This window comes from Sorangium sp. So ce185 (assembly GCF_051526825.1).
Classification (GTDB): Bacteria; Myxococcota_A; Polyangia; order Polyangiales; family Polyangiaceae; genus Sorangium; species Sorangium cellulosum_D.
In genome coordinates, this window is the sequence record NZ_CP150316.1 from 10,574,729 (window position 1) to 10,598,919 (window position 24,191).

The 24,191-nt window shown below is 71.6% G+C and carries 21 protein-coding genes; 8 read left to right on the top strand and 13 right to left on the bottom strand.

Going from position 1 to position 24,191, the window contains the following annotated elements:
- Positions 1-13: 13 nt before the first annotated feature.
- On the bottom strand, positions 14-1,294 hold the full coding sequence (locus WMF26_RS38880; RefSeq protein WP_437996833.1) for a cytochrome P450: 1,281 nt from the start codon (positions 1,292-1,294) through the stop codon (positions 14-16).
- A gap of 177 nt (positions 1,295-1,471) precedes the next feature.
- Between WMF26_RS38880 and WMF26_RS38885 the strand changes: the two genes are divergently transcribed.
- Positions 1,472-2,206 (top strand): TVP38/TMEM64 family protein, encoded by a 735-nt coding sequence (locus tag WMF26_RS38885; RefSeq protein ID WP_437996834.1) that lies wholly within the window; start codon positions 1,472-1,474, stop codon positions 2,204-2,206.
- A gap of 337 nt (positions 2,207-2,543) precedes the next feature.
- Positions 2,544-4,427 (top strand): hypothetical protein, encoded by a 1,884-nt coding sequence (locus WMF26_RS38890; protein WP_437996835.1) that lies wholly within the window; start codon positions 2,544-2,546, stop codon positions 4,425-4,427.
- An 80-nt stretch (positions 4,428-4,507) separates the two neighbouring features.
- Here the strand turns inward: WMF26_RS38890 and WMF26_RS38895 are convergent, their stop codons facing one another.
- The 6 genes from WMF26_RS38895 to WMF26_RS38920 all read right to left on the bottom strand — a co-directional run bounded on the left by WMF26_RS38895 (position 4,508) and on the right by WMF26_RS38920 (position 10,136).
- A complete protein-coding gene (locus WMF26_RS38895; RefSeq protein ID WP_437996836.1) occupies positions 4,508-5,056 on the bottom strand; it encodes a hypothetical protein in 549 nt (182 codons plus the stop codon).
- Positions 5,044-5,196, bottom strand: a complete 153-nt coding sequence (locus tag WMF26_RS38900) for a hypothetical protein (protein ID WP_437996837.1) — start codon at positions 5,194-5,196, stop codon at positions 5,044-5,046. Before WMF26_RS38900 ends, WMF26_RS38895 begins: the two co-directional genes overlap by 13 nt.
- Positions 5,197-5,376: 180 nt before the next feature.
- Complete coding sequence (locus WMF26_RS38905) at positions 5,377-6,861, bottom strand: hypothetical protein (RefSeq protein WP_437996838.1); 1,485 nt, start codon at positions 6,859-6,861, stop codon at positions 5,377-5,379.
- 8 nt (positions 6,862-6,869) lie between these two features.
- The gene (locus tag WMF26_RS38910) at positions 6,870-7,508 is read right to left on the bottom strand and encodes a hypothetical protein (RefSeq protein WP_437996839.1); all 639 of its coding nucleotides are present in this window, start codon (positions 7,506-7,508) and stop codon (positions 6,870-6,872) included.
- Complete coding sequence (locus WMF26_RS38915) at positions 7,498-8,958, bottom strand: hypothetical protein (RefSeq protein ID WP_437996840.1); 1,461 nt, start codon at positions 8,956-8,958, stop codon at positions 7,498-7,500. Before WMF26_RS38915 ends, WMF26_RS38910 begins: the two co-directional genes overlap by 11 nt.
- 182 nt (positions 8,959-9,140) lie before the next feature.
- Positions 9,141-10,136: an AraC family transcriptional regulator ligand-binding domain-containing protein gene (locus tag WMF26_RS38920; RefSeq protein ID WP_437996841.1), complete on the bottom strand. Its 996-nt coding sequence runs from the start codon at positions 10,134-10,136 to the stop codon at positions 9,141-9,143.
- A 1,027-nt stretch (positions 10,137-11,163) separates the two neighbouring features.
- Here WMF26_RS38920 and WMF26_RS38925 point away from each other — a divergent pair.
- Together WMF26_RS38925 and WMF26_RS38930 are read left to right on the top strand one after the other, a co-directional pair.
- Complete coding sequence (locus WMF26_RS38925; protein WP_437996842.1) at positions 11,164-11,991, top strand: hypothetical protein; 828 nt, start codon at positions 11,164-11,166, stop codon at positions 11,989-11,991.
- Positions 11,992-11,995: 4 nt separating this feature from the next.
- Positions 11,996-13,324 (top strand): PAS domain-containing protein, encoded by a 1,329-nt coding sequence (locus WMF26_RS38930; protein ID WP_437996843.1) that lies wholly within the window; start codon positions 11,996-11,998, stop codon positions 13,322-13,324.
- Positions 13,325-13,361: 37 nt separating this feature from the next.
- On the opposite strand, the gene WMF26_RS38935 is transcribed toward WMF26_RS38930, so the two are convergent.
- Positions 13,362-14,357 carry a matrixin family metalloprotease gene (locus WMF26_RS38935; protein WP_437996844.1) on the bottom strand — a complete coding sequence of 332 codons (996 nt, stop codon included), beginning with the start codon at positions 14,355-14,357 and terminating at the stop codon, positions 13,362-13,364.
- A 121-nt stretch (positions 14,358-14,478) separates the two neighbouring features.
- On the opposite strand from WMF26_RS38935, the gene WMF26_RS38940 reads away from it, so the two are divergent.
- A complete protein-coding gene (locus WMF26_RS38940) occupies positions 14,479-15,180 on the top strand; it encodes a Mut7-C RNAse domain-containing protein (RefSeq protein ID WP_437996845.1) in 702 nt (233 codons plus the stop codon).
- Positions 15,181-15,281: 101 nt separating this feature from the next.
- On the opposite strand, the gene WMF26_RS38945 is transcribed toward WMF26_RS38940, so the two are convergent.
- Both WMF26_RS38945 and WMF26_RS38950 read right to left on the bottom strand, forming a co-directional pair.
- On the bottom strand, positions 15,282-15,509 hold the full coding sequence (locus tag WMF26_RS38945) for a hypothetical protein (protein WP_437996846.1): 228 nt from the start codon (positions 15,507-15,509) through the stop codon (positions 15,282-15,284).
- A 10-nt stretch (positions 15,510-15,519) separates the two neighbouring features.
- Complete coding sequence (locus WMF26_RS38950; RefSeq protein ID WP_437996847.1) at positions 15,520-17,103, bottom strand: MopE-related protein; 1,584 nt, start codon at positions 17,101-17,103, stop codon at positions 15,520-15,522.
- A 487-nt stretch (positions 17,104-17,590) separates the two neighbouring features.
- Between WMF26_RS38950 and WMF26_RS38955 the strand changes: the two genes are divergently transcribed.
- The 3 genes from WMF26_RS38955 to WMF26_RS38965 all read left to right on the top strand — a co-directional run bounded on the left by WMF26_RS38955 (position 17,591) and on the right by WMF26_RS38965 (position 20,103).
- Positions 17,591-18,670 (top strand): STAS domain-containing protein, encoded by a 1,080-nt coding sequence (locus WMF26_RS38955; RefSeq protein WP_437333248.1) that lies wholly within the window; start codon positions 17,591-17,593, stop codon positions 18,668-18,670.
- A 156-nt stretch (positions 18,671-18,826) separates the two neighbouring features.
- Entirely contained in the window at positions 18,827-19,321 is a 495-nt protein-coding gene (locus WMF26_RS38960; protein ID WP_437314902.1) for a cupin domain-containing protein, read from the top strand.
- Positions 19,322-19,512: 191 nt separating this feature from the next.
- Positions 19,513-20,103, top strand: coding sequence for a hypothetical protein (locus tag WMF26_RS38965; protein WP_437996848.1), 591 nt, complete (start codon positions 19,513-19,515; stop codon positions 20,101-20,103).
- A gap of 99 nt (positions 20,104-20,202) precedes the next feature.
- Here WMF26_RS38965 and WMF26_RS38970 read toward each other — a convergent pair whose 3' ends face one another.
- The 3 genes from WMF26_RS38970 to WMF26_RS38980 all read right to left on the bottom strand — a co-directional run bounded on the left by WMF26_RS38970 (position 20,203) and on the right by WMF26_RS38980 (position 24,157).
- The gene (locus WMF26_RS38970; RefSeq protein ID WP_437996849.1) at positions 20,203-21,144 is read right to left on the bottom strand and encodes a hypothetical protein; all 942 of its coding nucleotides are present in this window, start codon (positions 21,142-21,144) and stop codon (positions 20,203-20,205) included.
- A 313-nt stretch (positions 21,145-21,457) separates the two neighbouring features.
- Positions 21,458-22,384 (bottom strand): hypothetical protein, encoded by a 927-nt coding sequence (locus WMF26_RS38975; protein WP_437996850.1) that lies wholly within the window; start codon positions 22,382-22,384, stop codon positions 21,458-21,460.
- A gap of 294 nt (positions 22,385-22,678) precedes the next feature.
- Positions 22,679-24,157 carry a hypothetical protein gene (locus WMF26_RS38980; protein ID WP_437996851.1) on the bottom strand — a complete coding sequence of 493 codons (1,479 nt, stop codon included), beginning with the start codon at positions 24,155-24,157 and terminating at the stop codon, positions 22,679-22,681.
- Positions 24,158-24,191: the final 34 nt, after the last annotated feature.

Here is a 24,191-nt window from a genome sequence, read left to right on the forward strand (position 1 = left end):
GAGGTGGACCGCGTCACCGCCGTCGAGACGGAAAACGGCTCTCCCCGGGCGTTGCGTCCCAGCGCGCGGCCAGGTGATCGAAGCCCCGGAACCCGATCGCCGCGGCCCGCACCGGCGGCTGATCCGGATCGAGGCGCAGGTTCGGCAGCCGCGCGAGCAGCTGCTCGAGCGCGACGCGGCCCTCGAGCCGCGCGAGCGGCGCGCCCAGGCAGAAGTGGGCGCCCCGGCCGAAGCTGAAGTGTCGATCGGCGTTCGCCCGGCAGGGGTTGAAGGCCGTCGGCCCGCTGAAGAGACCCTCGTCGTGGTTGGCCGAGCAGACCGCGAGCTGGACGATCGCGCCCGCCGGCAGCTTCACCCCGCCGAGCTCGACCTCCACCGTCGTGTGCCGCCCGATCCAGAGGAGCGGCCCGTCGAGCCGCAGCGTCTCCTCGATGACATCGCCGATCCGCGCCGGATCCTCGCGCACGGCGGCGAGGTGCGCTGGGCGCTCCAGCAGCAGCACCAGCGCGTTGCCGATGAGGTGGAGCGTCGTCTCGTGCCCGGCCATGATCAGCTGCATGGGCAGGGCGATCAGCTCCTCCTCGCTGAGCTGCGCGCCGTCGTCGAGCTGCGCCCGGATCACCGCCGAGAGCAGGTCGTCGCCCAGGCTCCGCCGGCGCTCCGCGATCACCTCGGCGAAGTAGCGCTGGAACGCGAGCAGCCCCTTCGCCGCCTCGACCATCCGCTCCAGCGGCTCCGCGTTCCAGACCAGCCGGATCCAGTCGTCGGACCAGCGCTTGAGCCGGGCAATGTCGGCGCGCGGCATGGCGAGCATGTCGCCGATCACGAACGCGGTGAACGGGAACGCGAACCGCTGGATCAGATCCGCCCGACCCTCGGCGGCGAAGCCGCCGATCAGCTCATCGGCGATGGCGCGGAGCTGCGGCTCCATCGCGGCGACCCGCTGAGGCGTGAATCCCTTGCTGACGAGGGCCCGCAGCCGCGTATGGTCGGGCGGATCGGTCGTGAGCATCGTCGGCAGCCGGGCGTTCGGGTCCCCGAGCAGGGCGACCACTTCCGGCGCCAGCGGGGTCCTGGGCTTCATCACGTGCTCCGAGGAGAAGCGCTCCGTGTCGCGCAGCGCCGTCAGGACGTCCTCGGGGCGCGTGACGAACCAGCTGTTCGCCGACGCATTGAAGAAGACGGGGGCGCCGCGTCGGGCCTCCGCATAGAACGGGTACGGATCGGCCGTGTGGCTGGGGTGGTAGAGGTCATGGGCGCCGACGGCGGCGCGCAGGTCGTCAGGGACGTTCATGCTAAGTTTCTCCTGCTCTAGCGAGATCGCGCGAACGAAGCGCGATCGCCCGGCGCCGGGGAGCCCCGGTCCGCGGGCGTCCATGGAGCTTATGCCGCTCGGGTCCGGAGGCCTATACTCGGCCGCCGGCCGGCCCGCCCTCGCGGCGCGCCGACCCCTCCCCGGACTCGAGCCCGCATGCCCCCCTCCCCTGCATCGACCCCGCCTCCCGGGAGCTCCCGCCCCCCCGGCGCTCCGGCGCGCTCGCGGCGCTCCTGGCTGGGGTGGGCCGGCTTCTTCTGCGTGCTCCTCCTGGCCATCCTCGTGCCCTTCTTCCTCTTCGCGGACCGCATCGAGGCGGCGGCGCGAGCGCTCCTCGCCTCGCCGCCCTCCGGCGTCGCAGCGGGGCTGGTGCTCGGGGGGCTCTTGGCGAGCGACGTGGTCTTGCCGGTGCCGTCCAGCTTCGTGAGCACGGCCGCGGGCGGCCTGCTCGGGTTCTGGCGCGGAACGGCCGTGTCGTGGGCGGGTATGATGGCGGGCGCGGGGCTCGGCTACCTGCTCGGCGCGCGGGCGGGGGCGCCGGCCTTGCAGCGGATGGCGGGGGCGTCGGAGCTCGCGCGGCTCACGCGCGCCGCCGAGCGGCACGGCCCCTGGTTCCTGCTCCTGTTCCGCGGCGTGCCGGTGCTCTCGGAGGCGTCGGTCGTCTTCGCGGGCGCGGGCCGCATGCCGCTCCGCGCGTTCTTCACGGTGACGGCCCTGGCCAACCTGGGCATCTCGGCCACCTACGCGGCCGTGGGGGCGTCCGCCGCGCGGCTCACGTCGGCGCTGCTGCTCTTCGCGGGGATCGTGCTGCTCCCGGGGATCGCGCTCTTGGTCGTCCGCTTGCCGGAGTGGCGGCGGAGCGCGGCGCAGAGGCGCGGCGCGTCCGGGTAGCGTGAGGCACGGCTTCGGCCGCTCGCGGTGCACCCCGGCCGACCCGAACCCGATCCACGTGGCCCACGTGGCCAAGCTCGCGCAGCCGCGTGAGAATTTGGCGAAACCGACCCGCGCGCGACGCGTAGCACCATCGAACGACGCGCCACGGGCCATCGCAGGCCGAGGCGGACGCCATGCGGCCGCCCACGGTCGCTCCGGTCTCCGTGGCGCGTTGGAGGACCGATCGCTGCCACGCGGCTTGCCCCGCGGCTCAGCGAGGGGCTGTCCGGCTCGCCGTCTCCAGAGACGGCGGAGGCGGGCGACGGTCCGTCAATCCCACGAAGGAGATCATTTCATGCGACGCGTGAGCTTCATGATAACGACCTCTTGCGCCCTCGTGCTCGGCGCCTGCGCGCAGGCGCCCGACGCGGACGAGCAGCTTATCGATCAGGTGGGGCAGGCCCTCACGACCCCGGCGTCGGTGCTCGGGTTCGAGAGCGCCGCCGACTGGACCGTGACCGGCGCCACGAAGAGCGCGAGCGCCGACACCTCGCAGGGCGCCTCGGCGCTCGCGCTGCGGAGCTTCAACTTCGCGGAGCTCCGGTCCGCGCCGCTCTCGACCGTGTCGGGCGTGACATCGACCCTCGCCTTCGACCTGAAGCCGCCGGTCTCGCCCGCCTTCGGCACCGCGCAGCTCTATGTCGATATCCCGTCCCGCGGCGTCCACAGCGTCTACCTGGGCCAGGTGAGCCTCGCCGGGCTCGCCGCGGGCACGTACGCGCCGCTCTCGTTCAGCGTACCGGCGAGCATCGTCACCGCCCTGCAACAGACCTACAGCGATCTGACGTTCAAGATCGCCTTGAACGTCCCGCACACCACCGTCGACTACCTGATCGACAACCTGCGCTTCGTGGGCGGCACGTCTGGCGTTCCCTCGAAGGTGGAGCTGCGCCTCTCGGACGCCGACGATCGGATCGCCGTCTCGGTCGGCGGCATCCAGCGGAGGATGTTCCACTTCGGCGAGTCGGACCTTGGCCAGCGCATCGACGTGAGCGACTGGTTCGGGAGCGGCGCCAACGATCTCCGCGTTCAGCTGCTCAACACCGGAGGCCCGGCGAGCGCCGGCGTCGAGCTCTGGGTGGACGACGCGCTCGTCGTGAGCGAGTCGTGCCCGGCGACGCAGTGCAACGGGTCGGACGTGTGGCGGGGGATCGTGTGGGATCGGACGTTCTCCGTGAGCACCCCGAACCGGCCCGCGTTCCAGCCCGTCACCGTGACGGCTCAAGGCGCGACGCCCGGCAACGTGTATGAGAACGACGTCTTCACCGGTCGGACCACGCCCACCACCCTCTCGCTCCCGCCGGGCGATTACACGATCGGCGTCGGGATCGGCAGCGAGCTGCCGCCGGCCGACTACACCGGCTCGTTCTACGAGCAGGACGTGACCGTCGGCTCCGCGCCCGTGAACGTCGACGCCACGGCGAGCGCGCCGCTCGGGATCCAGGAGGTGACGCGCATCGCGATCCTGCCCATCCGGAACAGCGTCAACTACGTCTCCTCGCTGGGCAGGCCGGACGCGTCGAACACGGGCGTGCTCTTCGAGGAGGACGTCGATGACCTCGTGGCGCAGGCCGAGGCGACCAACGAGCAATGGTTCCGGCCGCTGTCCTACGGTCTCGCGACCTGGGAGTTCGAGGTCCTGCCCACCATCGAGGACGTGCCGATCTACGAGAGGACCCACGACGGGTGGGACACAACGCGCTTCCTGGCGGAGGCCGGGACCGCGCACCTGGCCAGCCAGTACGACATGATCGTGTATTTCTTCTCGCAGCACCGGGCCGACGGCTCCTCGGTCGATGACGTGTGCAACATCGTGTGGGCGTTCGACGGCACGAACGTCGGGTTCTCGACCAGCTACACCTCAGGGAAGCCGGACCTCCTGAACGCCGAGTTCCTTCACGAGGTGATGCACAACTACGAGGATTACAACGAAAACGCGCTGCGCCTCTACAACGGCATCGACGGCCTGCACGGCGGCCATCAGCACGGCTATTACGACAACTCCAACGGCGAGGTGAATTTCGTGCACTTCTATCGCCACCTCCTGCGCGGTCAGGTCGCCGAGCTCGGCGGCATGCGGATCGACATCGAGTGGCCGGCCATCGGGGCGGTATCGCCGAGCTCGGACCTCTACCTCGGCTTCTTCCCCGTCCTGCGCCACGGCTACCGCGTGCCGTGACGCTGGCGGCGGCTCCGCGCCCCGACGCGGCGCGGAGCCGCCGGATGCGATCCCCTTCTGCGGCCGCAGCCGGCTTTGTCCTAGGCGACGTCGGGCCGTGTCATCAGGGGCGAGCGCAGGTGCAGCTCCAGGTCGGAGGTGGTCAGGGGCAGCGTGACCCAGGTGGCCGTCGCGGTCCCCGCGTCGGCGTCGACCGCCACCCGGACCCGGTGCGGGCTGGTGATGACGTGGAGCTCGGCGACGAACGTCCCGCCCTGCCAGGCGCCAGACGCGACGACGGGCCGGCCGAGCGGCGAGCTCTCCCGCCAGGCACCGTGGCCCACCTCGAGCTCGAGGAGCGACCCGAGTCGCAGGAGCCACCCGGCGTCGGTCGGATCGACGACCACCGTGATTCCGTCGGGCAGGGCCGAGCCCCCAGCGGAGGCGTCGAGCCTCGCCGTGACGGAGCGCTGCGGGCCGGTTGAACCCCGTACCTGCGCAAGGGACAGCCCTCCCAGCCGGTCGGCGAGGAGCTCGTCGTCGCGCGAGCCGTCCGGATGGCCGACGCCGGGGAGCAGGCACTCCCATACGGCGTCGAGCACGTCCTGCGCATGCTGGACGGCCTGCTGGGCGCCGGTCACGGCGACCACGAGGACTTGGTCAGCGAGTAGAGAAGGTGCGGGCGATCGGCCGAGTACGGCGCCCACCACCCTTCGGCGACGACGTGCCCGCAGCGCACGACCATGATGGAGTGGCACTCGACGGAACGGTCCTCGAGGCGGTCCAGCATCGCGGCGATCGAACGGGACGACACTCTCGCGGCGGCCGGGGTCGAGCGCGGCAGCAGTGTACGCTGAGACGACATCCCGACACCCTAGCCGCAGGTGGGCGCCATGATAGAGGATTTGTTGCACGCCACCACCACCGGGCCTGGAGCGGTTGGCGTCACGCGCCGCTGCATGACGCGAGCTCAACCTCGCAACGCGGTCACCGCCGGCAGCCCGCTGCCAGAGGTGTCGACGCGCATCACATCGAGGATCCCGCTGAAGATCTCCGCCTCGCTGGTCTGCCGCCCCTTGTCCGGCGCGCCCGTCGTCGGATCGAACCCATAGGTCAGGCCCGTATCCGGATCGACGCCGCCGAGGACGCGATTCCCCTTGAGCATCGGCGACACCAGCAGGACGCCGTTGTTCAGATCGTGCGAGCTACCGAAATCATCCTGACCCCCGACCCGGGCCCTCGTGCGCCCGAACTCGGTGGCGACGTAGATCAGCGTGCGGTCCCACAGCGACGCGCCGCTGTCGTCGGCCGGCGTCTGCTTGAGCAGCCCGATGAGCGCGTCGGTCACCTTCAGGATCCGGCTCCACATCACGGCCTGCATCGAACGATGGTAATTGTGAGAGTAATCGAAGGCGACCGGCGCATTGACGAGGGTGTTGGAGCTCTTATCGATGAGGACGCGGGTGGTCGGCCAGATGGTCGCCGTCACGCAGACCTGGTTCTTGAACAACAGATACGCCAAGGCGGCCTGCGCCTCCAGAGGATCGGCGTCGAGCAGCGGGAAAGCCTCTCGCAGCGTCGCTGCTTCAGGGGATGACTCGACGTTGTAATCCGAGAGCGGGTAGTCTTTCGAGTCCTGCAAGAGGCACAGCTTCTCGAGCAGACCGCGAGCTTCGAGGTTCGTCCGCGCTTTTGCGCGCTGCTCGGCCCACAGCCGGAGCGGCTCGGCCTGGCCAAACGCCTGGAGGAACGGACTCTCTGGCTCGATCTGCTCGTCGCGCAGCCGCCGGGCCTCGTCGAGCAGCGCCGGCGACGGAGCCGCCTTGATGCCCTTGCGCGCGTCGAGCCCGAGGGACCAGGTCGAGGGTTGGGCGATCAGCTCCGAGAAGCAGCGCGACGGCAGCGTCTCGTCGTGGCCCCGATCCGCGAAGCCTCCAGAGGACATGTTGATGTTCGGGATGGAGAAGTCATCGCCGTACTCCTTCGCCACGCACTCCTGCAGGGTGCGCCCACGCCACGCCTCGTTGCCCGTGATCGAGCGGCGCTGACCGACGAAATGATTGACGCTCGATCCCGTCAGCGTCGCCACGAGCATCTGCTCGCGGTGGGCCTGTACGAACGACGACTGCTTCGCCCGCAGCGGGAAGGGGAACGGACCCGCCGTCGGGCGCTCGATGTCGACCGCGCGCAGCGGCGAGCCGTCGAAGCCCTTCACCTCGTCGTCCGGGAACGAGTTGATCGTCTCCCAGCGCGCCGACTCGCTGTGGCGCACGGCGAGCATGCCGTCGACGATGGAGGCGCCGCCATGAGCGCCTATGACGAGCAGATAGCGCGGCGGTATGCCCGCCGCGCGACCGCGGGATGAGACGAGGCTGGAGACGCCGAGCGCACCGCCTGCCGCGACACCCCACTGGAGAAGCTGTCGCCGCTTGATCTTGGATTGAGCTGGTTTCATGGTGTTCCTCAGTAGAAAAGAAACTCGGTGCTCGTCACGACGGCGAGGCAGGACAGCGTCGCCCAGCCCGTCTCCGCCTCGGCGACGTCGGGCCCCTCCGCCAGGGCCCGCGCGTACAGCGACTCGAAGCCTCCGCGCTCACGCGCCGCCGGCGGCCGCCCGAGCGCGGAGGCATAGAGCGCGTCGAGGCTCGCCGCGCGGCCCTGAGCGGTCGCCACGTCGCGCCAGATCAGAGGATTCGCCTCGCCTCCGGCCACATCCCGCTCAGCGCGTCGACGGCAGGCTTGAAGGGCAATGCGCTCGACGATGAGCGTCGTGCTCAGCCCGGTCGTGGGGGAAGCTTCGAAGATCTGGCTCCGATATGGGTCGAGGCCGCCGAGCGCCACCGTGTGCACGCCCTCCGAGCAGGACATCGTGCCGAATTCGTTGCACACCTCTTCCGGGTCGAGCTGGAGCACCTGCGCCAGGTCGTTGCGCAGGCGCGTCCCGCCCTTGAAGTGCACGCGGGCGTGCCGTGAAGCGTGTTGCGTCGCGGGAGCCGGCTCGCGCGCGGGGTCGTCGCCGGCGCACGACGCGGCGGAGACGGCGAAGACGAGCGAGAGCGACCGCGCCGCGGCGAGGAAGAGCGTCGAGAGATTACGGTGCACCGAAGGCCTCCGTGCGAACGAGGTCGCGCAACATGGGTTCGATCGCGAAGGCGTGCTCGGTCCGGAATGCCTGGACCAGCGTGTCGAAGGTGGCGAGCTCCGCGCCGGACGGCTCGGCGTGGAAGAACACCTGCCAGTAGTCAGCGACGCGGGAGCTCGCGAACTCCTGGCTGCTCGTCGCGACTTCGGCCCACTCGGTCAGCGAGCTCACGGGCTTCCCGAGCAGCATCCCTGCCTCTGGCATCGCGCTGACGCCGGGGAGCGAGGCTTCATAGGAGTCCTCGAGTCGGGTCGGGAGGTAGCGGCCTTTTTCGTCCAAATTGGTGACGGTCACGCCGTCGTAGCGGCTGAACGGATAGCTGAGCGGATCGAGGGTCGAGTGGCAGCCGGCGCAGGTCGGGGCGGCGACGCCCTTGTAGTCGTAGTCGGCGGGCTCGCCGGGCACGGGGTGGAGGCCTTCGCCCAGCGCGATATCGAGGCCGAGGTAGGCTCGGTAGGCCTGGGCGGCGGCGGTGCGCGGCAGCGCCGTGAACATGTTGTTGAACAGCAGAAACCAACGTGTGGTCAGCATGCCGGCGCGGCGCTCGGTCGGCATTTTCTGCCTGCTCGGGAGATCGTCGACCGGCTTGTAAACCGAGCGCCCGTCGACGATCAAACGCTGGACATAGTAACGGGCATTCAGCAGATCACGGCTATCGTGGCCGTCGATCTGCGTATAGACGAAGAGGGCGTAATCGGGGAAGTAGTCGAAGTCCTCTTCGCTGGTGTAGTGGCCGTCGGTGTTCTCTTCTGGCTCATCGACGAAGATGGTGGGCCGGATCTTGGCGTGAGCGATGTTCCACACCACGCCGTCGCGCCCTCGCCAGAACTCGCTTTGCATGCAGGTGGTCAGCGCGTCCGCGACGGCGTCCGGCTGCAGCTCGAGCGGGGTGTCGGCCATGGCCGCGAGCTCCGCAGGCGTCGGCGACCGACCGCACGCCTCGAGCGTGACCTTGCGCAGCGCATACCGGCCGTCATAGCGGCACACGTCATAGGTCGTGGAGACCTCCGCGGGTCCGCAGGCCGCCTCGCTCGCCGGCGCGCTGGCCGCGTTTCCCGGGAGCGTCCCCGCCGTGATCTCGTCGCCGTTGGATGCGCCGTCCTTGTCCGAGTCGCGATCCTCCACGGCGGCGAGCGCCTCGGGCAACGCGGCCGCGAACGTCTCGTCCGACGTCGACGACTTCGAGAAGGCCGACCGCACGTCGTCGCCATAAGCGTTCCAGGCGACAGGCGATTCAGTGCGGGTATGGCACAAGGAGCAATCGACGCGGCTGGCCGCGCAGAGCCGCGCGTCAGGATAGCTCTCGCAGAACAGTTGAATCGCTGGAGGCCGGGCGGACGCGTCACCGATGCTGAGCAGCGCGGTGAGCACGACCGTCGTGGCGACCAGGCTCGGCTGGCTAGGTCTCATGCGGTGAAGGTTGGCTGGCTGGGAACACCGTGCCAGGACGCCAGACGTCAAAATGCGGACCGAACGCGCCAGTCGGTCCGGGCGCCGCCGACTCGCGCTCGCCTCGAGGCGCTAAGGCCCAGCGCTCGGCGCGGAGCGCCGCCTGCGCGCCCCAGGCGCGCGGGCGGCGACGGGAGCGGCGCTCACGAGCCGGCGTCCTCGCGATCGTGCCGCAGGAGCTCCGAGGGCGTCCGGCCGGTTCGCCGCTTCAACGCGCGGCGGAGAGAGCGCACGTCCGAGAAGCCGACGCGCTCGGCGACGTCCTTGAGGCAGCCGTCGGGGCGCTGGAGGAGCGCGATGGCCCACTCGCAGCGGACCTGATCGAGGAGGGTGGAGAACTGGACGCCAGCCTCGGCGAGGCGCCGCTGCAACGTGCGGCTCGTCATCTTGAAGCTGCGCGCCACGTGGCCGATCGACGGCTTGGCGCCCTGCTCGAGCGCGTCGCGCAGGCATCGCCGGACCGCGCCAGCGAGATCGACGCCTCCCGTCGCCTCGAGCAGCGCATCCACCTGGCTGCGCATGTACGCCGCCAGGGCTGGATCTGCGTTGCAGTGCGGGAGATCGAGCGCGTACGCCGGGAGGACGAGCTCGGTCGCCGGCGCTCGGAAGCGCAGGTCGGTCGTCCCGAACAGCGCTGCGTGCTCGGTGACGCCGACGGGCGCCGCGTGGCGGAAGCTCACCCAGCGGGCCTTGATCTGCGCGCCCGTGAAGCGGCGCAGCGTCAAAAGGGCGGCGGTGACGATTGTCTCGGCGAAATGGCGTGGCCACGCCGGCTCCGGCGGCTCGGGGCCGACGCGGATGTGGAGCAGGCCGTTCTCGTCGACGGTAAACCTGGTCGTCGACGGCTTCGGGTTGAAGCGATGAAGATAGTCGGTGCAGATCTCGAGCGCCTCGCGGACGTTCGTGAGGCTCATGCCGAGGACGCCGAGGATGCCAATGCTCGGGTTCGCCTCGAGCGCGAGGTGGAGGCCGAGGTTGTCGTCGTCGCTGGCGGCGCAGATCTCCTCGACGAGCGCGAAGGCGCCGTCCTGCGGTACGCGGGCCGTGATGCTGTCGACCGCGGCGCGGCTGACGCCGTGGCGCGCGCACAGGTCGACGAGCGCGTCCTCGGACCAGCCGGTGCGCAAGGCGTACCGCACGAAGGAGGAGAGTCGGATCGCGTTGATGGACCCCTCGGGGTGCAGCGGGGCGCCGCGCTTGGCTGCCCGTGCATGGACGTCGCTGGATGTCGCGCGGGCCCTTGGAGCCAAATCGCTCGACCCGTGCGGTCTCTCCATGGGCTTTCGGACGGCGTGCCGCGAACGATTCGAAGAGTGACGCATCGGGGCCTTCGAGGGTGCCACGCGGCTGTCCAGGAAGCAAGGCGCCGCACATTCCCGTCAATCGATCTCGAGCCACGCAGGTCGGAACGCGCCCCGTGAGCGCTGCGGCCAGTACGAATTGGGGCTCCACGGATCGAGGGGCAGGGACATGAATACGCGCCGCAAAGGCGACGCGAAACGGTAGGTGGTGGCCGGATTTGAACATGAAGGCGGGAAGGCGGGAAGAAAAGATCAATGATCTTCCTGCCTTCCCGCCTTCATGTGAATCACTCCGGGGCAAATTGGGCCACCACCAAACGGTACGCGAAGTACCGCTGCTTCAGCCTTCTGAACTCAACCTCGGCTCGTGAGCTCGGATAGAATGTGCACGTCCGAATCGACGGATCTGCCTCGGAATCAGTGAGGACGACCTCAGCCCATGGAAACAGGGCGAGCAGGTCATCTTTGAGCGCGAGCGCGCCGGCCAAGGAGTCGAACGCCGGCCGGTAGGCTGGTTGACCGTGAAGGTGCTTGTGCCCCGCCTGGTTCAGAACGCTCCCGGTGGGCATCTCTCGTGGAGCTCGCCATCACGCTCTCGGCGAGGCGGCGAGACGCACAACCGGTTCATCTCCTCGATGGATGTGCACCGCGGACGTTGGGCTCAGGCGTGGGCCGTCAAGGTGGACGGATCCCAGAGCTTCGCGGCCGGTGGCAAGACCCCGAGGCCAATCCGCACCGCAGTGAGGCGACGACCGGCGGAGCTCGCTCCAGCGAGCCGCCCGCCTCGGCAACCCGCCCCGGCGCCCGCCCGGCGCAGCGAACAGCCCACCTCGACGCCCTCGGGCCGCGCGTTTACTCTCACGCAATGGGGTTCGTCGCCAGCCTCTTCATCGTCTACGGCGTCGCCGGGGTGGCGCTGGGCGCCGCGGTCGCGATCGCGATCGCGCGCTGGCTGCACCACCAGCGCCGCTCGCAGGTCGCCGCGTACGCGCGGAGCCCTTCGGCCCCGCCCGAGGCGATGCGCGAGGGGTTCGCCCTGCTCCGCGGCGAGGTCGCCGCCGAGGACGCCGCGCCGGACGACGCGGTGATCGCGGTCGAGATCGCGCCGGGCGCGTGGCACACCCGGGCGCGCGCGTTCTCGCTCCGGCTCCCCTCGGGCGCCGCGCTGCGCGTCGAGCCGGTGCGCGGCCGGCTGAACCTCGACACGACCTTCGTCCCCGCGAGCCGCGACGGCGTGCCCGTCTACGTGTCCGAGGTCCGCCCGGGCGACACCATCTACATCGCCGGCTCGGTGCGCCGCGAGATCGACCCGAGCGCCGCCGGCAAGGGGTACCGCGACGCCGCGAAGGCCTGGGTGCTCCGGGCGCCCACGTACGGCAATCTCTCCGTCTCCTCGGACACGGTCATCGCCCACCACGCGCGGCGCGCGCGCTTCCACCGCGCCTGGGCGCTCGCGCTCGGCGCGGCGCTCGCGGCGCTGCACGTCGGCCTCTTCCGGGCGTTCCACGCGAGCGTCCTCCGCGACATCGGCCTCGGCGGCGGCATCGGCGTCGACCCCGCCGGCGGCATCGGCGTCGGCCCGGCGGCGCTCGCGCTGTTCTTCGTCGGCGCCGCCGCGCTCGCCTACCGCACCCTGGCCGAGCTGACCTCTCCCTGGACCGAGCTCCGCGTGGAGCGCCCCAGGGCAGCATAGAGCCATGGAGACGACCATGACCACGGAGGGGAGCGACGAGGAGACGAGGGCCGAGAACGCGCGCCTGCGCGCCCGCATCGAGGAGCTGGAGCGCCGGCTCGGCGCCGCGGCGCCGTCGCCCGACGCGCAGCCCTCCGCGAGCGGGCCCCGCGTGCCGTTCGAGGCGCTCTTCGATCTGCTGCCGATGCCGATCTTCGTCTACCGCGCCGACGGGCTGCTGGCCACGATCAACGAGGCCTGCCGTACGTGGTTCAACGTCTCGCGGGAGCACGTGGTCGACAAGTTCAACCTCCTCCAGGACCCCGAGGCCGTGACGCAGGGGTTCACCGGTCCATTCCTGCGCGCGGTCGCCGGCGAGGTGGCCACGCTCCCGGCCACCCCGTACGAGATCCCCGGGGACGGCGCGGCGGGGAAGCGCCGCCGCTGCTGGCTCGAGGTGACGTACCTGCCGCTCCGGGACGAGTACGGGGCCAGGTACGTCGCCTCGCTGACCCGCGACGTCACCGCGCACAAGGAGGCCGAGGCGCAGCAGCGCCGCAGCGACGCGCTGCTGGAGGCCATCATCGACAACGCCCCCCTGCTCATCTACGCGCGCGACACCGAGGGCCGCTACACCGTCGCGAACCGCCAGCTCGAGGCGGCGCTCGGCAGGCCCCGGGGCGGCGTCCTGGGGCTCCGCAACCACGATCTCGTGCCCAGGGAGACCGCGGATCGGTTCGACGCGCAGGACCGCGAGGCGCTCGTCGCCAGCGCGCCGATGACCCTCGAGGACCAGGTGGAGCGGCCCGACGGCATGCGCGTGTACCTCACCACGAAGTTCGCGCTCCGCGACGAGGACGGCAAGGCCACGGGCGTCTGCGGCATCTCGGCCGACATCACCGAGCGGGTGCGGGCCGAGCAGCAGAGCCTGATGCTCCAGGAGCAGATGTTCCGCGTCCGCGAGGAGACGCTCCAGTCCATCGCCACGCCGCTCCTGCCGATCGCCGCCGGCGTGCTCGTCATGCCGCTCGTCGGCACGATGACCCGCGAGCGGGCCGATCGGGTGATCGAGGTGCTCCTCCACGGGATCTCGGCCCAGCAGGCCAGGATCGCGCTCCTCGACGTCACCGGCATGCCCGAGGCGGGGGCGGAGGTGATCGACGCGCTGGTCCGCGCCGCCCGGAGCGTGCGGCTCCTGGGCGCCGAGATCGTGATCACCGGGATCCGGCCGAGCGTGGCCCAGGCGCTCGTCGGCGCCGCGACGGATCTCGGGGGCATCGTCACGAAGGGGACGCTGGAGCGGGGCGTCGCCTACGCGCTCTCCCGCCGCAGCCCCGGCGCCGCGTCGGGCTAGCGCCGCGCGCCCGTGCGCCCGTGCGCCCGTGCGCCCGTCAGCCGACGGCCGGCGCGCCGCGCTCGCCGGCGGCGGGGCGCCCCCGCCGGGGCCGCTCGCGCCGGCCGCGCGCGCCGGCGCGGAGCCAGGCGGCGGCGCCGAGCGCGGCGGCGGCGAGCGGGACGCTCCACCCCGAGCCGCCGGCGCCGGGCGGCGCCACGCCGCAGGCGACCAGCTGGTCGTCCGCGCACTCCGACGAGAACCCGTGAGGTGGGATGGGGTTGCACTCCTCCGTGGAGAGATCCCGAGGGGGGTAGATCTGGCAGATGCCCGCGATGTCGTCCGCGTGCAGCGTCCGGAAGTTCATCGGATCCGACCTGTCGTACCGGTCGTGCATGGTCGCCTCCGGGCCGGCCAGGGTGTGATCGAGGCCCAGGAAATGGCCGGCCTCGTGCGTGACGACGGCGAGGAGATCCTCCCTCGGCGCCGCGGAGTCGTCCCCGACGGTGAAGTCGTAGAGATCGGTGTTGATCTCCATGTCGGCGCCCCAGAGATCACCGGTGTTCTTGTCGAACTGCACCGTCGTGAGCGCGAGCATCTCGGACCTGTGCCCGGCGGCCGCGAGCCAGTCCATATCGCGGAAGACGACCACGTTGGCGTTGCCCGGCACGAGCCCGTCGACGATCCTCGTCTTGCCGTCGCGCGCGTTCAGCTCCACCGCGCCGCAGCTCACGGGGCCGAGGTTCTGCACGCGGATGCCGGGGGGCCTTCCCCCGTCGCAGGGCGCTTCCTGCCATGTCCTGAACGCGGCATCGAGCACGTCGGAGATCTCCTGGTAGGAGATCTCGCCCGACGCGTCCTCCTGGACGTTGAATCCGATGCAGTTGCTCGTCCAGCGGAGCGGCCTGCAATAGCCGACCGGCAGGTCGTCCTGCAGACAGAGCTCCGAGACCTTGCAGGTGTTCGAGCGGCAGTAGGCCGAGGCCTGCTGCGCGGTCGCCAGCGCGGCGAGCGCGGCAGCCGCGCCGAGGCACCTCGCACTCTTCGTCGACATCGACTCCTCCACGATCGCTTGACCGTACCGCGACGGTACCAGCGCGCGAGGGGAGCGTGGGGATTTCGCGGCCGGCGCCCTTGCCGGCCGCGGGCCCGGCGCCATCCTGAGCACATGGGGCGTGCTCGTGGGTGAGGCGGGCGGCGGGGCGGACGCGGCCCCGGAGGGCGCGGAGCCGGCGCCGGGCGAGGCGCCTGCGGTCCCGGGCGGGGCGGCGGCGCCGCGCTTCCTGTGCGACGCGATGCTCGGCGGCCTGTCGCGCTGGCTGCGCGGCGCGGGGTACGACGCGACGTTCGAGCACGGAATCGACGACGGCGATCTCGTGCGGCTCGCGCAGCAGACCGGCCGGGTGCTGCTGAGCTCCGACGCGGGGGTGTTCGAGCGGCGCCCGCTGCGCACCGCGGCCGTGCGCGGGCTCTACGTGCCCCGCGGGCTGCGGCCGATGGAACAGGCGGGCTTCGTGCTGCGCGAGCTCGGGCTGCCCGTGCGGGATCCGCGGTGCATGGCGTGCGGCGGCGCGCTCGCGGCCGCGCCGAAGGACACGGTGCGCGGCGCGGTGCCCGGGGTGGTGGTGGATCGCTACGACGAGTTCTGGCGCTGCGAGCGCTGCGGCAAGGTCCTGTGGAAGGGCAGCCACTGGGAGGGCATCGCGGCCGGCGTCGCGAGGGCCGCAGCCGGCGCGGGCGCCGAGGCAGGCGCGGGCGCCGAGGCAGGCGCGGGCGCCGAGGCAGGCGCGGGCGCCAAGGCAGGCGCGGGCGCCGAGGCAGGCGCGGGCGCCGAGGCCCCTGCGGCGCCGCCGGAAGGCCGCAAGCCCGCGCCGTGACCGGAGCCTGCCGGCTGCGGCAGCGTCGACGTCCCGAGCACCGCGATCAGCCCTCGGTGGCGGGTCTCTGCGCCGTCCGCGCGGGTATTGGCAAGCGCTGCTCATGTGCTGTAATTGAGCGTGACCGTGATGTCCATGTCGATGACGCACGGGATGCCGGTGTTCGGCTCGGGCTCCCACGACAGGGTGCCAGCGGCGCCGGTCACGGGATAACGCCCCTCCTCGCCCGGCGTGCGCGGCTCCGTGCAATCGCGCATATCGCCGGTGAGCGCCACGTCCAGCAAGGCCCAGAGCTCCGGGAGCTCGACCCCGGAAGCGCGCTGAGCCAAGGAGCGCGGTTCACAGGCAGGCGAGCCCGGCCTTCGCAGAGGCGTTGCGGCGCCGCCGGCGGACCGCGCCGGCCAGCGCCAGCGCGATCGCCGCGAGCGGCGCCCCGCGCGAGCCCTGCGCGCCGGCCACGAGACAGCCGCAGCCGCGGTCCGCCCCGGCGCCATCCGCGCCGGCCCCGCCAGCGCCCCCGGCGCCGCCAGCGCCGCCGCTGCCGCCCGTACCGCCGCTGCCGGCCGGATCCGTGACCCCGCCGCCCGCGCCGGAGTCCAGGCTCGCGCCCGTCGAGCCGGTGGGCCCGCTGGTCGCGGTCGCGCTCGCGGCGTCCACGCAGGCGCCGCCGGCGCAGGTCTGCCCGCTCGGGCACACCGCTCCGGCGCACGCGTCCACGCACGCCCCGGCGTCGCAGCGCTGGCCGGGCGGACACGCGACGCCGACGCAGGCCGACTCCCTGCAAAGCCCGCTCTCCTCCTCGCACGCGCGCCCGCTCGGGCACGGCGTGCACGGACAGCTCGGCTTGCACACGCCGCCGTCGCAGACCGTGCCTTCCTCGCAGGTCACGTTGCTGCACGGGTCGACACAGACGCCGACCCGGCACACCGTCGGGAAGGGGCACTGCACTCCATCGCACGCCGCGCGGCACTGCCCGCCGGCGCACACCTGCCCCGCGTCGCAGACGACGTCGGCGCAGGCCGGATCGACACAGAACCCCGCGCCGTTGCACTCCTTCTCCGGCGGGCACACGAACTCGCCCCTGCCGCACGCCTGCACGCACACGCCCCGGTCGCAGACGTGATCCGCGGGGCAGAGATCGCCCTCGTCGGCGGTGCCGTTGCAGTCGTTGTCGAGCCCGTCGCAGGTCTCCTGCGACGCGGGCACGAGCCCCTGGCAGGTGAGCCCGCCCGCCGCGCACTGGGTCACCCCTGGCGCGCACACGCCGGGCAGCCCGGTGTCGCACGGCTCGCCGCCGCCGGTGCAGGTGAGTCCGCTGAAGAAGTAGACGTAGTCGTTGTAGTCGCCGTCGTTGTTGAAGTCGTCGGGGTCTGGGCCGACGCTGCCGTCCTCGAAGGCGACGTAGAACGCGTTGGGCGTGACCACCGAGGTGTAGATGACGGCCGTGACCCAGGGGCCGGGCGGGGTGCAGCCCGTGCACACCTGATTCCACTGCTGCTCGGAGTAGTGCGTCTGCGCGCCGATGAGCGCAAAGCCGATCTGGCCGCCCGCATAGTCGGGATCGCTCCGGATGTCCGCGGCGGTGACGATGGTGCCGACGGGGGCGCCGACGGGGACGATCGCGTGGATGTCGTCGAGCGCCGGCGGCGCCGTGGCGGCGGGGTCGACGTTGTACCAGCCGACGCCGAGGCGCGCCCCGGTCTGGGTGAGCACGAGCTCCGCCGTGAAGCCGCAGAGCGGCGAGAAGGTGGACGGCGCGGTGTTCCCATCAGCCTGGTAGTCGATCGCCTCGCCCCGACGTTCGAACAGCGTATAGAGCTGGACCTCGCCGTTCCTCGAGTCGAGCGGCATGATGGTGCCGTTCGGCTGCGTGATCAGCGCGCTGGCGGAGAGCGGCGAGAGGCCGATAGAGAGAGTCGCCAAGAGAATCGAAGCGGACCTCATGGTGCGGTGATACAGAGACGCGCACCTCAGCGTCAACGGAAACATTCCACGACAACAGACAACGACGTGTCGGGGGGCCGCGCACAACGCCGGTCCGTCGGCGCTCACCGCGTGAGGCGCGGTTCGACCCAGGTCGGGGTACCCGCGCGCCGACCCGGGTTGCGGTCCCGCCGCCCGACCCGGGTTGCGGTCCCGCGGCCCGACCCGGGTTGCGGTCCCGCCGCCCGACCCAGGTCGCGGTCCCGCCGCCCGACCCAGGTTGCGGTCCCGCGCGCCTCGCGACGGCACCGCCTGCGCCGGGGCACGACGCCTGCGCGCGCTCGGAACGGCCCCCGGCGCCGACGCGATGCGCGGTTGCGCTCGGGCTTGCCGCTCCGGCGCGCGTGAGGCAAGGAGCACCTGCGGGGTGGGGTCGCAGCGCACGCGGCGCCTCGGCTCCGCGCCCAATCACGCTGACCGCGAGCCTATGACAACCCCCCGAATCACGATCGCCGGCTTCGACATCGAATGGAACCTGAAAGACGGCATCAACTTGTGGGCTGGAATGCCCACCCTGAGCATGTGGATCCCGAGCTCGGTGGCCGGCCTGATGTCGGGCATGGTGGCGATGGTGGGGGTCGAGCGCTTCAATCTGTGTCTCCAGCTCGGGGGACGGCAGAGCGTCGATGGCGACTGGGCCATCATCAACACGCAACCGACGTTCGAGGAGGGCTTCGGTCGGCTCAGCGAGATCTGCAGCCCGGCCGGCTGGGGGCGATGGGAGCTCGTCGCGGTCGACCGCGAGCGCCGTGAGGCCCGGTATCGCACCTTCAACAACTGGGAGTCCATCTACCAGCGCGCGCTCGGGGTCGTCTGGGGGAGCTCGATGACGGCCGGCAAGCTGGCCGGCATCACCGAGCGCCTGTTCGGGGTCCCTTGCTGGGCCGAGCAGACCGCGTTCGTGACGCAGGGCGCGGAGTACGACGAGTTCGTCGTCCGCCCGACCGACGAGACCGTCGAGGCCCGCCTGGCCGCGCTCCTCGAGACCGATCGGGCCACGAGCTCGGACCTCGCGGTCGCGCTCGCCACGCTCAAGAAGGAGGTCGCCGAGCGGGAGCGGACCGAGCTCGCGCTGCGCGAGAAGCTGCAGCTCATCGATCAGCAGGAGACGGCGCTCTGCACCATGGTCGCGCCGATCATCCAGGTGTGGGACGGCGTGCTCACCGTGCCCGTCATGGGGGGTCTCGACAGCCAGCGCGCGTCCGCGCTGATGGAGCGGCTGCTCGGCGCGATCGTCGACAGCCAGACACGCCACGTCATCCTGGACCTGACCGCGGTCGACGCCGTGGACACGGGCACCGCCGATCACCTGATCCGCATCGTGCGCGCGGTGGAGCTCCTCGGCGCCCGCGTGGTGGTGACCGGCATCCGCCCCGCGGTGGCGCAGACCGTCGTCTCGCTCGGCCTGGACCTCGAACGGATCGTCACGCTGCGCAACCTGCAGGAGGGCCTCAAGACGTGCATGGCCGCAGGAAATGGCGCCGCACCCGGCCCCAGCGCCCCGTGAACCGCCGCTCGCCCCGGGGGACGGGCGCTCCCTTGCGCGACCCGTCCATCTCCTGAACGAGCCACGTCGACCGCCTCCGCGCCGCAGCCTGCTGGAGCGCTCCGCGCGCCTTCTTTCCAGGTGAACGCTCCCTCCCCGGGTGCTTCACTGGACGGCATGTCGATCATCCAGCGTGGCTTCGATCGGTCGGTCGTCGTCCGGGGCGCCGACGCCGAGGTCGTCGGCGCCCCCACCGCGCGGGTCCAGCTCCTCGCGGACAGCAGCGCGACGGGCGGAGCCCTCTCCACCGTGCGTGTGACGCTCGCGAAGGACGCCGACGGCGCGCGGCCGCACCGCCACGACGGCTCGGCCGAGATGTTCTACGTGCTCGACGGCGCCGTGCAGGTCCTCTCGGGGAGCGACATCGTGACGGCCGAGAAGGGCGACCTCCTCGTGGTCCCGCCCCGCGTCGCCCACGCGTTCGCCGCCGCCCGCGGCAAGAGCGCCGAGCTCTTGATCGTCATCACCCCAGGCGTCGAGCGCTTCGAGTACTTCCGCAAGCTCACGCGCATCTCCCGCGGCGAGGAGCCGCCCGAGACCTTGCGCGACGTGCAGGAGCTCTACGATACCTATTTCCTGAGCAGCCCCGAATGGGACACGGCGCGCCGATGACCGGGCTGCCCGTTCAATCGATATGTCCCTGGGCGACTCGGGCCTCTGATCGTCGGCGAGCTCGGCGGCGACGGCGGCCAGCCGGCCGCGGCGCATTGACCGGCGTGGGTGGAGCTGGTAGCCCCCTTGGCAGGGCCGCGCGCCCGCGCCGCGCGCCGCCGCGGCGCCGACGCGCCCTCGGAGGTCCACGCATGTTCCGCAAGACGCTCGCCGCTGCTCTCCCGCTCGCGCTCGCGCTCTCCGCCGTCCCCCGCGACGGCGCCGCCTCCAACTACCCGCCGAGCTACGATTATTGCGGGCCCACCGCGACGGTGCACACCGGCCCCTTCGAGCTCATCCAGGATCCGGTGCGGACCGACGCCTCCAGGCTGACGGTGGCCTACCGCGGCTACCTGCGCGCCTATTATCCCGATCACGAGATCAACCTCTATGTCCGGCTGAACGGCAGCGACGCCTTCCTCCCGGCGAGCGCGGGCGCGCACGGCGACGCCTACGTCCTCGTCAGCAACGCGCCCCGCGACTGCGCGTGGTGCTCGCCGCCGCCCGACGACGCGGGCCAGCGCCTCTGCGGCGGCGCGCCGCTCCCGCCCGCGTCGAGCGGCACCTGGGTCTGCAACGAGCCGACCGCCGTCGAGGAGGACCTCTTCTTCTGGGCCTACGATGCATACGGCCGCATGAACGCCTGGGACATCGAGGTGGCCGCCGAGTCCCACGGCCTCTGGGACAGCAACCTCGGAGCGAACTACGCCGCGCGCTTCGAGGCCCGATCGAGCTGCTTCTGAGCGCCGCGAGCGGCCTTTGCGTCGTCGCCTGCCCGGAGACGGCGATCCAGCTCGTCCCGGCGGCCGGGGCGGGGTGAGCGCGCCGCGCCCCGGCCGGCGTCAGGCGACGCTGCGCGCGGGCCCGGACGCGGGCGCGGCGCCGTACCCGTAGGCGGCGCGGTAGCGCTCGTACCGGTCGAGGAGCTCGCTCGTGGTCTTGGGCATCGGCACGCGGGCGCGCGCGATGTACGAGATCACGTTCTTGCCGCGGACGATCAGCTCGGCGCCGCGGGCCGCTTGCTCCCGCTCGGCGGGCGAGGCGTCCGCGCCGAGCGCCGGCTGGAAGGCGGCGAGCCTCTCCGCCGACACGACGAACGACGTCCAGACCTCGAAGATCTCGGCGTCGGTGCGCAGCGTCTCGCACTTGACCTTGGCCGCGTGCGCGAGCTCGCGGGCCAGGCGGTCGAGCCCGGCGAACATCGGCAGCGGCCCGAAGGTGTCGATCATCGCGTCGCGGATGCCGTCGATGGCCTTCATGCTCTGCGCGATCTTCACGTACCGGCTGTTGTAGAACGCCTCGACCGGGAAGGAGAACGCCTTGAACGGCTCGCCCCACAGCTCGTCGAGCCCCTCCTCCCCGCTGCGGTGGAGCACCATCTTTCCGAGCGTCAGCGCCTCGAGGAGGTGCTCTCCGCACTCGCGCATGAGGGCGTTGTCGGGCTCGATGGTGACGCCGAGCTCCTGGATCTCGACCAGCTTGGTGAAGATGTCCGCCGCGCGGTTGAAGATCGCGCCGGCGAGCATGGCGCCTTTGACGCGCTTGCGCTGCGGATCGGCCTCGGACTCGAAGGCGCGCCGCGCCTCGTCCAGCCGCTTTCCCGGCACGTTGATCCCGTGCTCGACGTGGTTGAACAGCCGCCGCGTCAGCGCCTCGATGAGGCGCTTCTTCGCGAGCAGCGTATCGGCCGGCGCCTCGTACGCCTTGATCCAGTAGCCGTAATAGTAGACCCGCAGCTGGCCGTCGATGATCTGCTTCTTCCCGAGCGGTATCGCGCTGTCCATGGCCCGCCTCCGATCGGCTGCCAGGCGTCGCCCCTGCGCCGGAGGCGCGGGGATGCGTGCCCGTGCGAGATGCGCGTAGCATGGGCGCGAGGCCGCCCGCAAGGCGCGAGCGACGCGATCCAGCAGAGTCGTCCTCCGGAAACCGGGACTTCACCGACAGGAAAGACAGAGGCTCGCGAGGTGATCGCCGCCGCCGAGCGCCGCCCTCTCGGCGGCGCGGCGGCCCGGCGCGACGGCCCGGCGCGCGGGGCGCACGACAGCGCGGCTCACCGGGGCCGGCCGGCGGCGCGCGCCCGCGCGCGAGGCCCGGGCGTCACTGCGCGCACCCCTCGAGCTCGGCCATCATGCGCCAGAACGCCATGGCCTTGATCTCGCAGCTGTCCTGCGTCGTGTGGGTGTGCTCGTACTCCGCGTTGCCGGACGCCTCCACGTCGAAACGCGGGTGCTGCATCGGGATCTCGACGCCGTCCACCATCGCGGTGTGCCGCTCGCCGCCGAAGTGGACGTCGAGGTCCTCGAAGTCATAAAGGATCTTCCCGCGCTCCCGGCAGAAGTCGCGGATCTGCTGGTTGCGCTTCGCGCGGTTCACGCCGTTGTACTCCGCGTCGCCGGGCCCGGTCATGTAAACGAAGGTCACCTCCGGGAACTCCTGCCCGAGCGCGTCGAGCACGTCGAGGTAACGCTGCACGTCCTGCTCGGTCTGCTCGGCGATCTCCGAGGACCAGGCCCACATCGAATACCGGATCTCCGGGTGATCGCCCAGGATGGCGCGCACCTCGTCGACGCCCGCCTCGCTCGCCCAGTACTGCTCGCCCACGACGAGGTTGTTGTCGATCATCCCGTCCCACATCCGGAAGACGCCGGTCTCCGCCGGGACGCCGCAATACTCCGCCTCGAAGCCGTGGACGGGAGAGCCCGCCTCGATGCTCTCGGCGCCCACGATGATCTGCGAGCCGTGCGAGCGATGGGCGTAATGGAAGACGGAGTCGCCGGACTTGAGCGCGTCGATACAGCTCGCCGGGATGCCGTCCAGCGCCGCGTGCCGGTGGTCGAAGGTCCGCGCGTCCGCGGGGTCAGGATCGGGATCGCCGCCCGACGCCGTGCTCGCCCCGCCGCCGCCCGTACCGCTGTCGCCCGCGGCGCGATCGCCCGCGCCGTCGCCGCCCCCGCAAGCCGCGATGCCAAGTGCGAGGGTGAGCCCAACGACGGTCAGATTCGAGTGATACAATAATTTTATCATGGCATTATGAATTCTAGACGTCGTCGAGGGGAGCGCAACAGCCATCGAAGGCGTTCTCGTGCTGTCGCGCTGGGCTCGGGCGCCGCGATCTCCACCGCTGCGATGGCGCACCGGCGAGCGCCCGCCGTGATGCGCTGCGCCAGCGCGGCCTCTGCGCGACAGCCGCCTGGGCCCGCGCGGCCGCTTCGGGGCGGCGGGCCCGCGCAGGGATCGCGATAAGGCGCACTCCGCGCAGGGAGCGGGCGGCCGTCGAGGCGCGGCCTCCGCCGCGCGGCGTGCCGCCGTGAGGGAGGTTCAGGGAGGGGAGATGCGGAGGACGAAGCCGCTCGTGCTCGGCGACTCGACGGTCCCCGATCCGATGTCGATGTAACCGAAGAAGAGGCCCGCCACCCAGAGCGTGCCGTCGGGGGTGAGCGCCATGCCCTGGGCGGAGCCGGCGCTCGACGCGTAGCGCTGGAGCGCCGTGACCTCGGAGGACGCGTGTGCGTGCAGCGCGAACGGCGTATAGTTGAAGATGACGAGACCGTCGTAACGACCCGCCGCGTAGACGCCGCCCGCCCTGTCGGGCGCGAGGCCATACATCGTGCCGCTCGGCTCCGGCGTGATCACCCACTCGGCGGTCCCGCTCTCGGTGAGCTTCGCGACGAACGGCGTCCCCTCGATGTCCGCGTCCACCGTCGTCCCGAGCACATCGCTCTCGCCGCTCACCGTGCCAGCGAGGAACGTGCCCTGGCCGACGGCGATCTCGTTGCCCATGTCGAACTCCGGCCCGCCGAAGCGCCGCGCGAAGCGGGCCTCCCCCGCGCTCGAGAAGCGGGCGATGAAGCCCATCATCGTCGACTCGTCGGGCAAGGTAAGCGCCGTGCCGCCGATGGTCAGCGGCCCGTCGGCGTAGCCCGTGATCGACACGTCGCCGTCCTCGTGGACGGCGATGCCGGCCACGGCGCTGTCGGTGCTGCCGGGGTTGTTGAACACCTTGGCCCAGGCGACGTCGCCGCTCGGCGCGAGCTTCAAGAGGAAGGGGGACTCGCCATCCGCCTCCAGGAGGCCGTCGCCGAAATCGATGTCGTCGTCGACATAGCCGCCCACGTAGACATGGCCCGTCGCGTCGGTCGCGATGGCGAGGCAGCGATCCGTGGCCGCCGACGCGAAGCGCCTCGCCCAGAGCACGTCGCCCGCGGGGCCGAGCTTGGCCACCATCGCGTCCGAATCGGCCGTCGAGGCGGACAGCGTCTCGCTCCCGATCGTGACGTCGCCATTGAGCTCGCCCGCGAAGACCGCGTTGCCCTCTCGGTCGACGGTGACGGCGGTCACCGCGGATTGCCGCGCCGTTACGATGGGCGCCGACCAGAGGAGATCGCCCTCGCGATCGAGGCGGACGAGAAACGCGCCCAGATCGGTGATCGTCCGATCGCCCAGCCTGATCTCGCCAAAGGATGCGCCGCTCACGTAGGCGCCCCCGTCGGCCGCCCCGGCGACGGCGATGTTCCGCACCATGTTGCCTTGCACTTCCGTCGGATGGAGGAAGATCGCGTCCGGAGCGGCGAGACCGACGCTCGCCGCTCCGCCGGCCGCGTCGCCCCCGGTCCCGGCGCCACCGGTACCGCCGCCACCGCCGGCATCGCCGCTGCCGGTGCTGCCGCCGCCCCCCATGCCGCCGCCGCTGCCCGCGGTCGCGGCGGTGGCTCCGCCTCCTCCCGGGCCGGACGGATCGCCGCCGCCACCGCACGCGGCGCACAGGAGACCCAGAGTGAGCCAGACGATGATTTTCATCCGCACAGCGTAGGCGACCGCCCCCCGCGCTCGC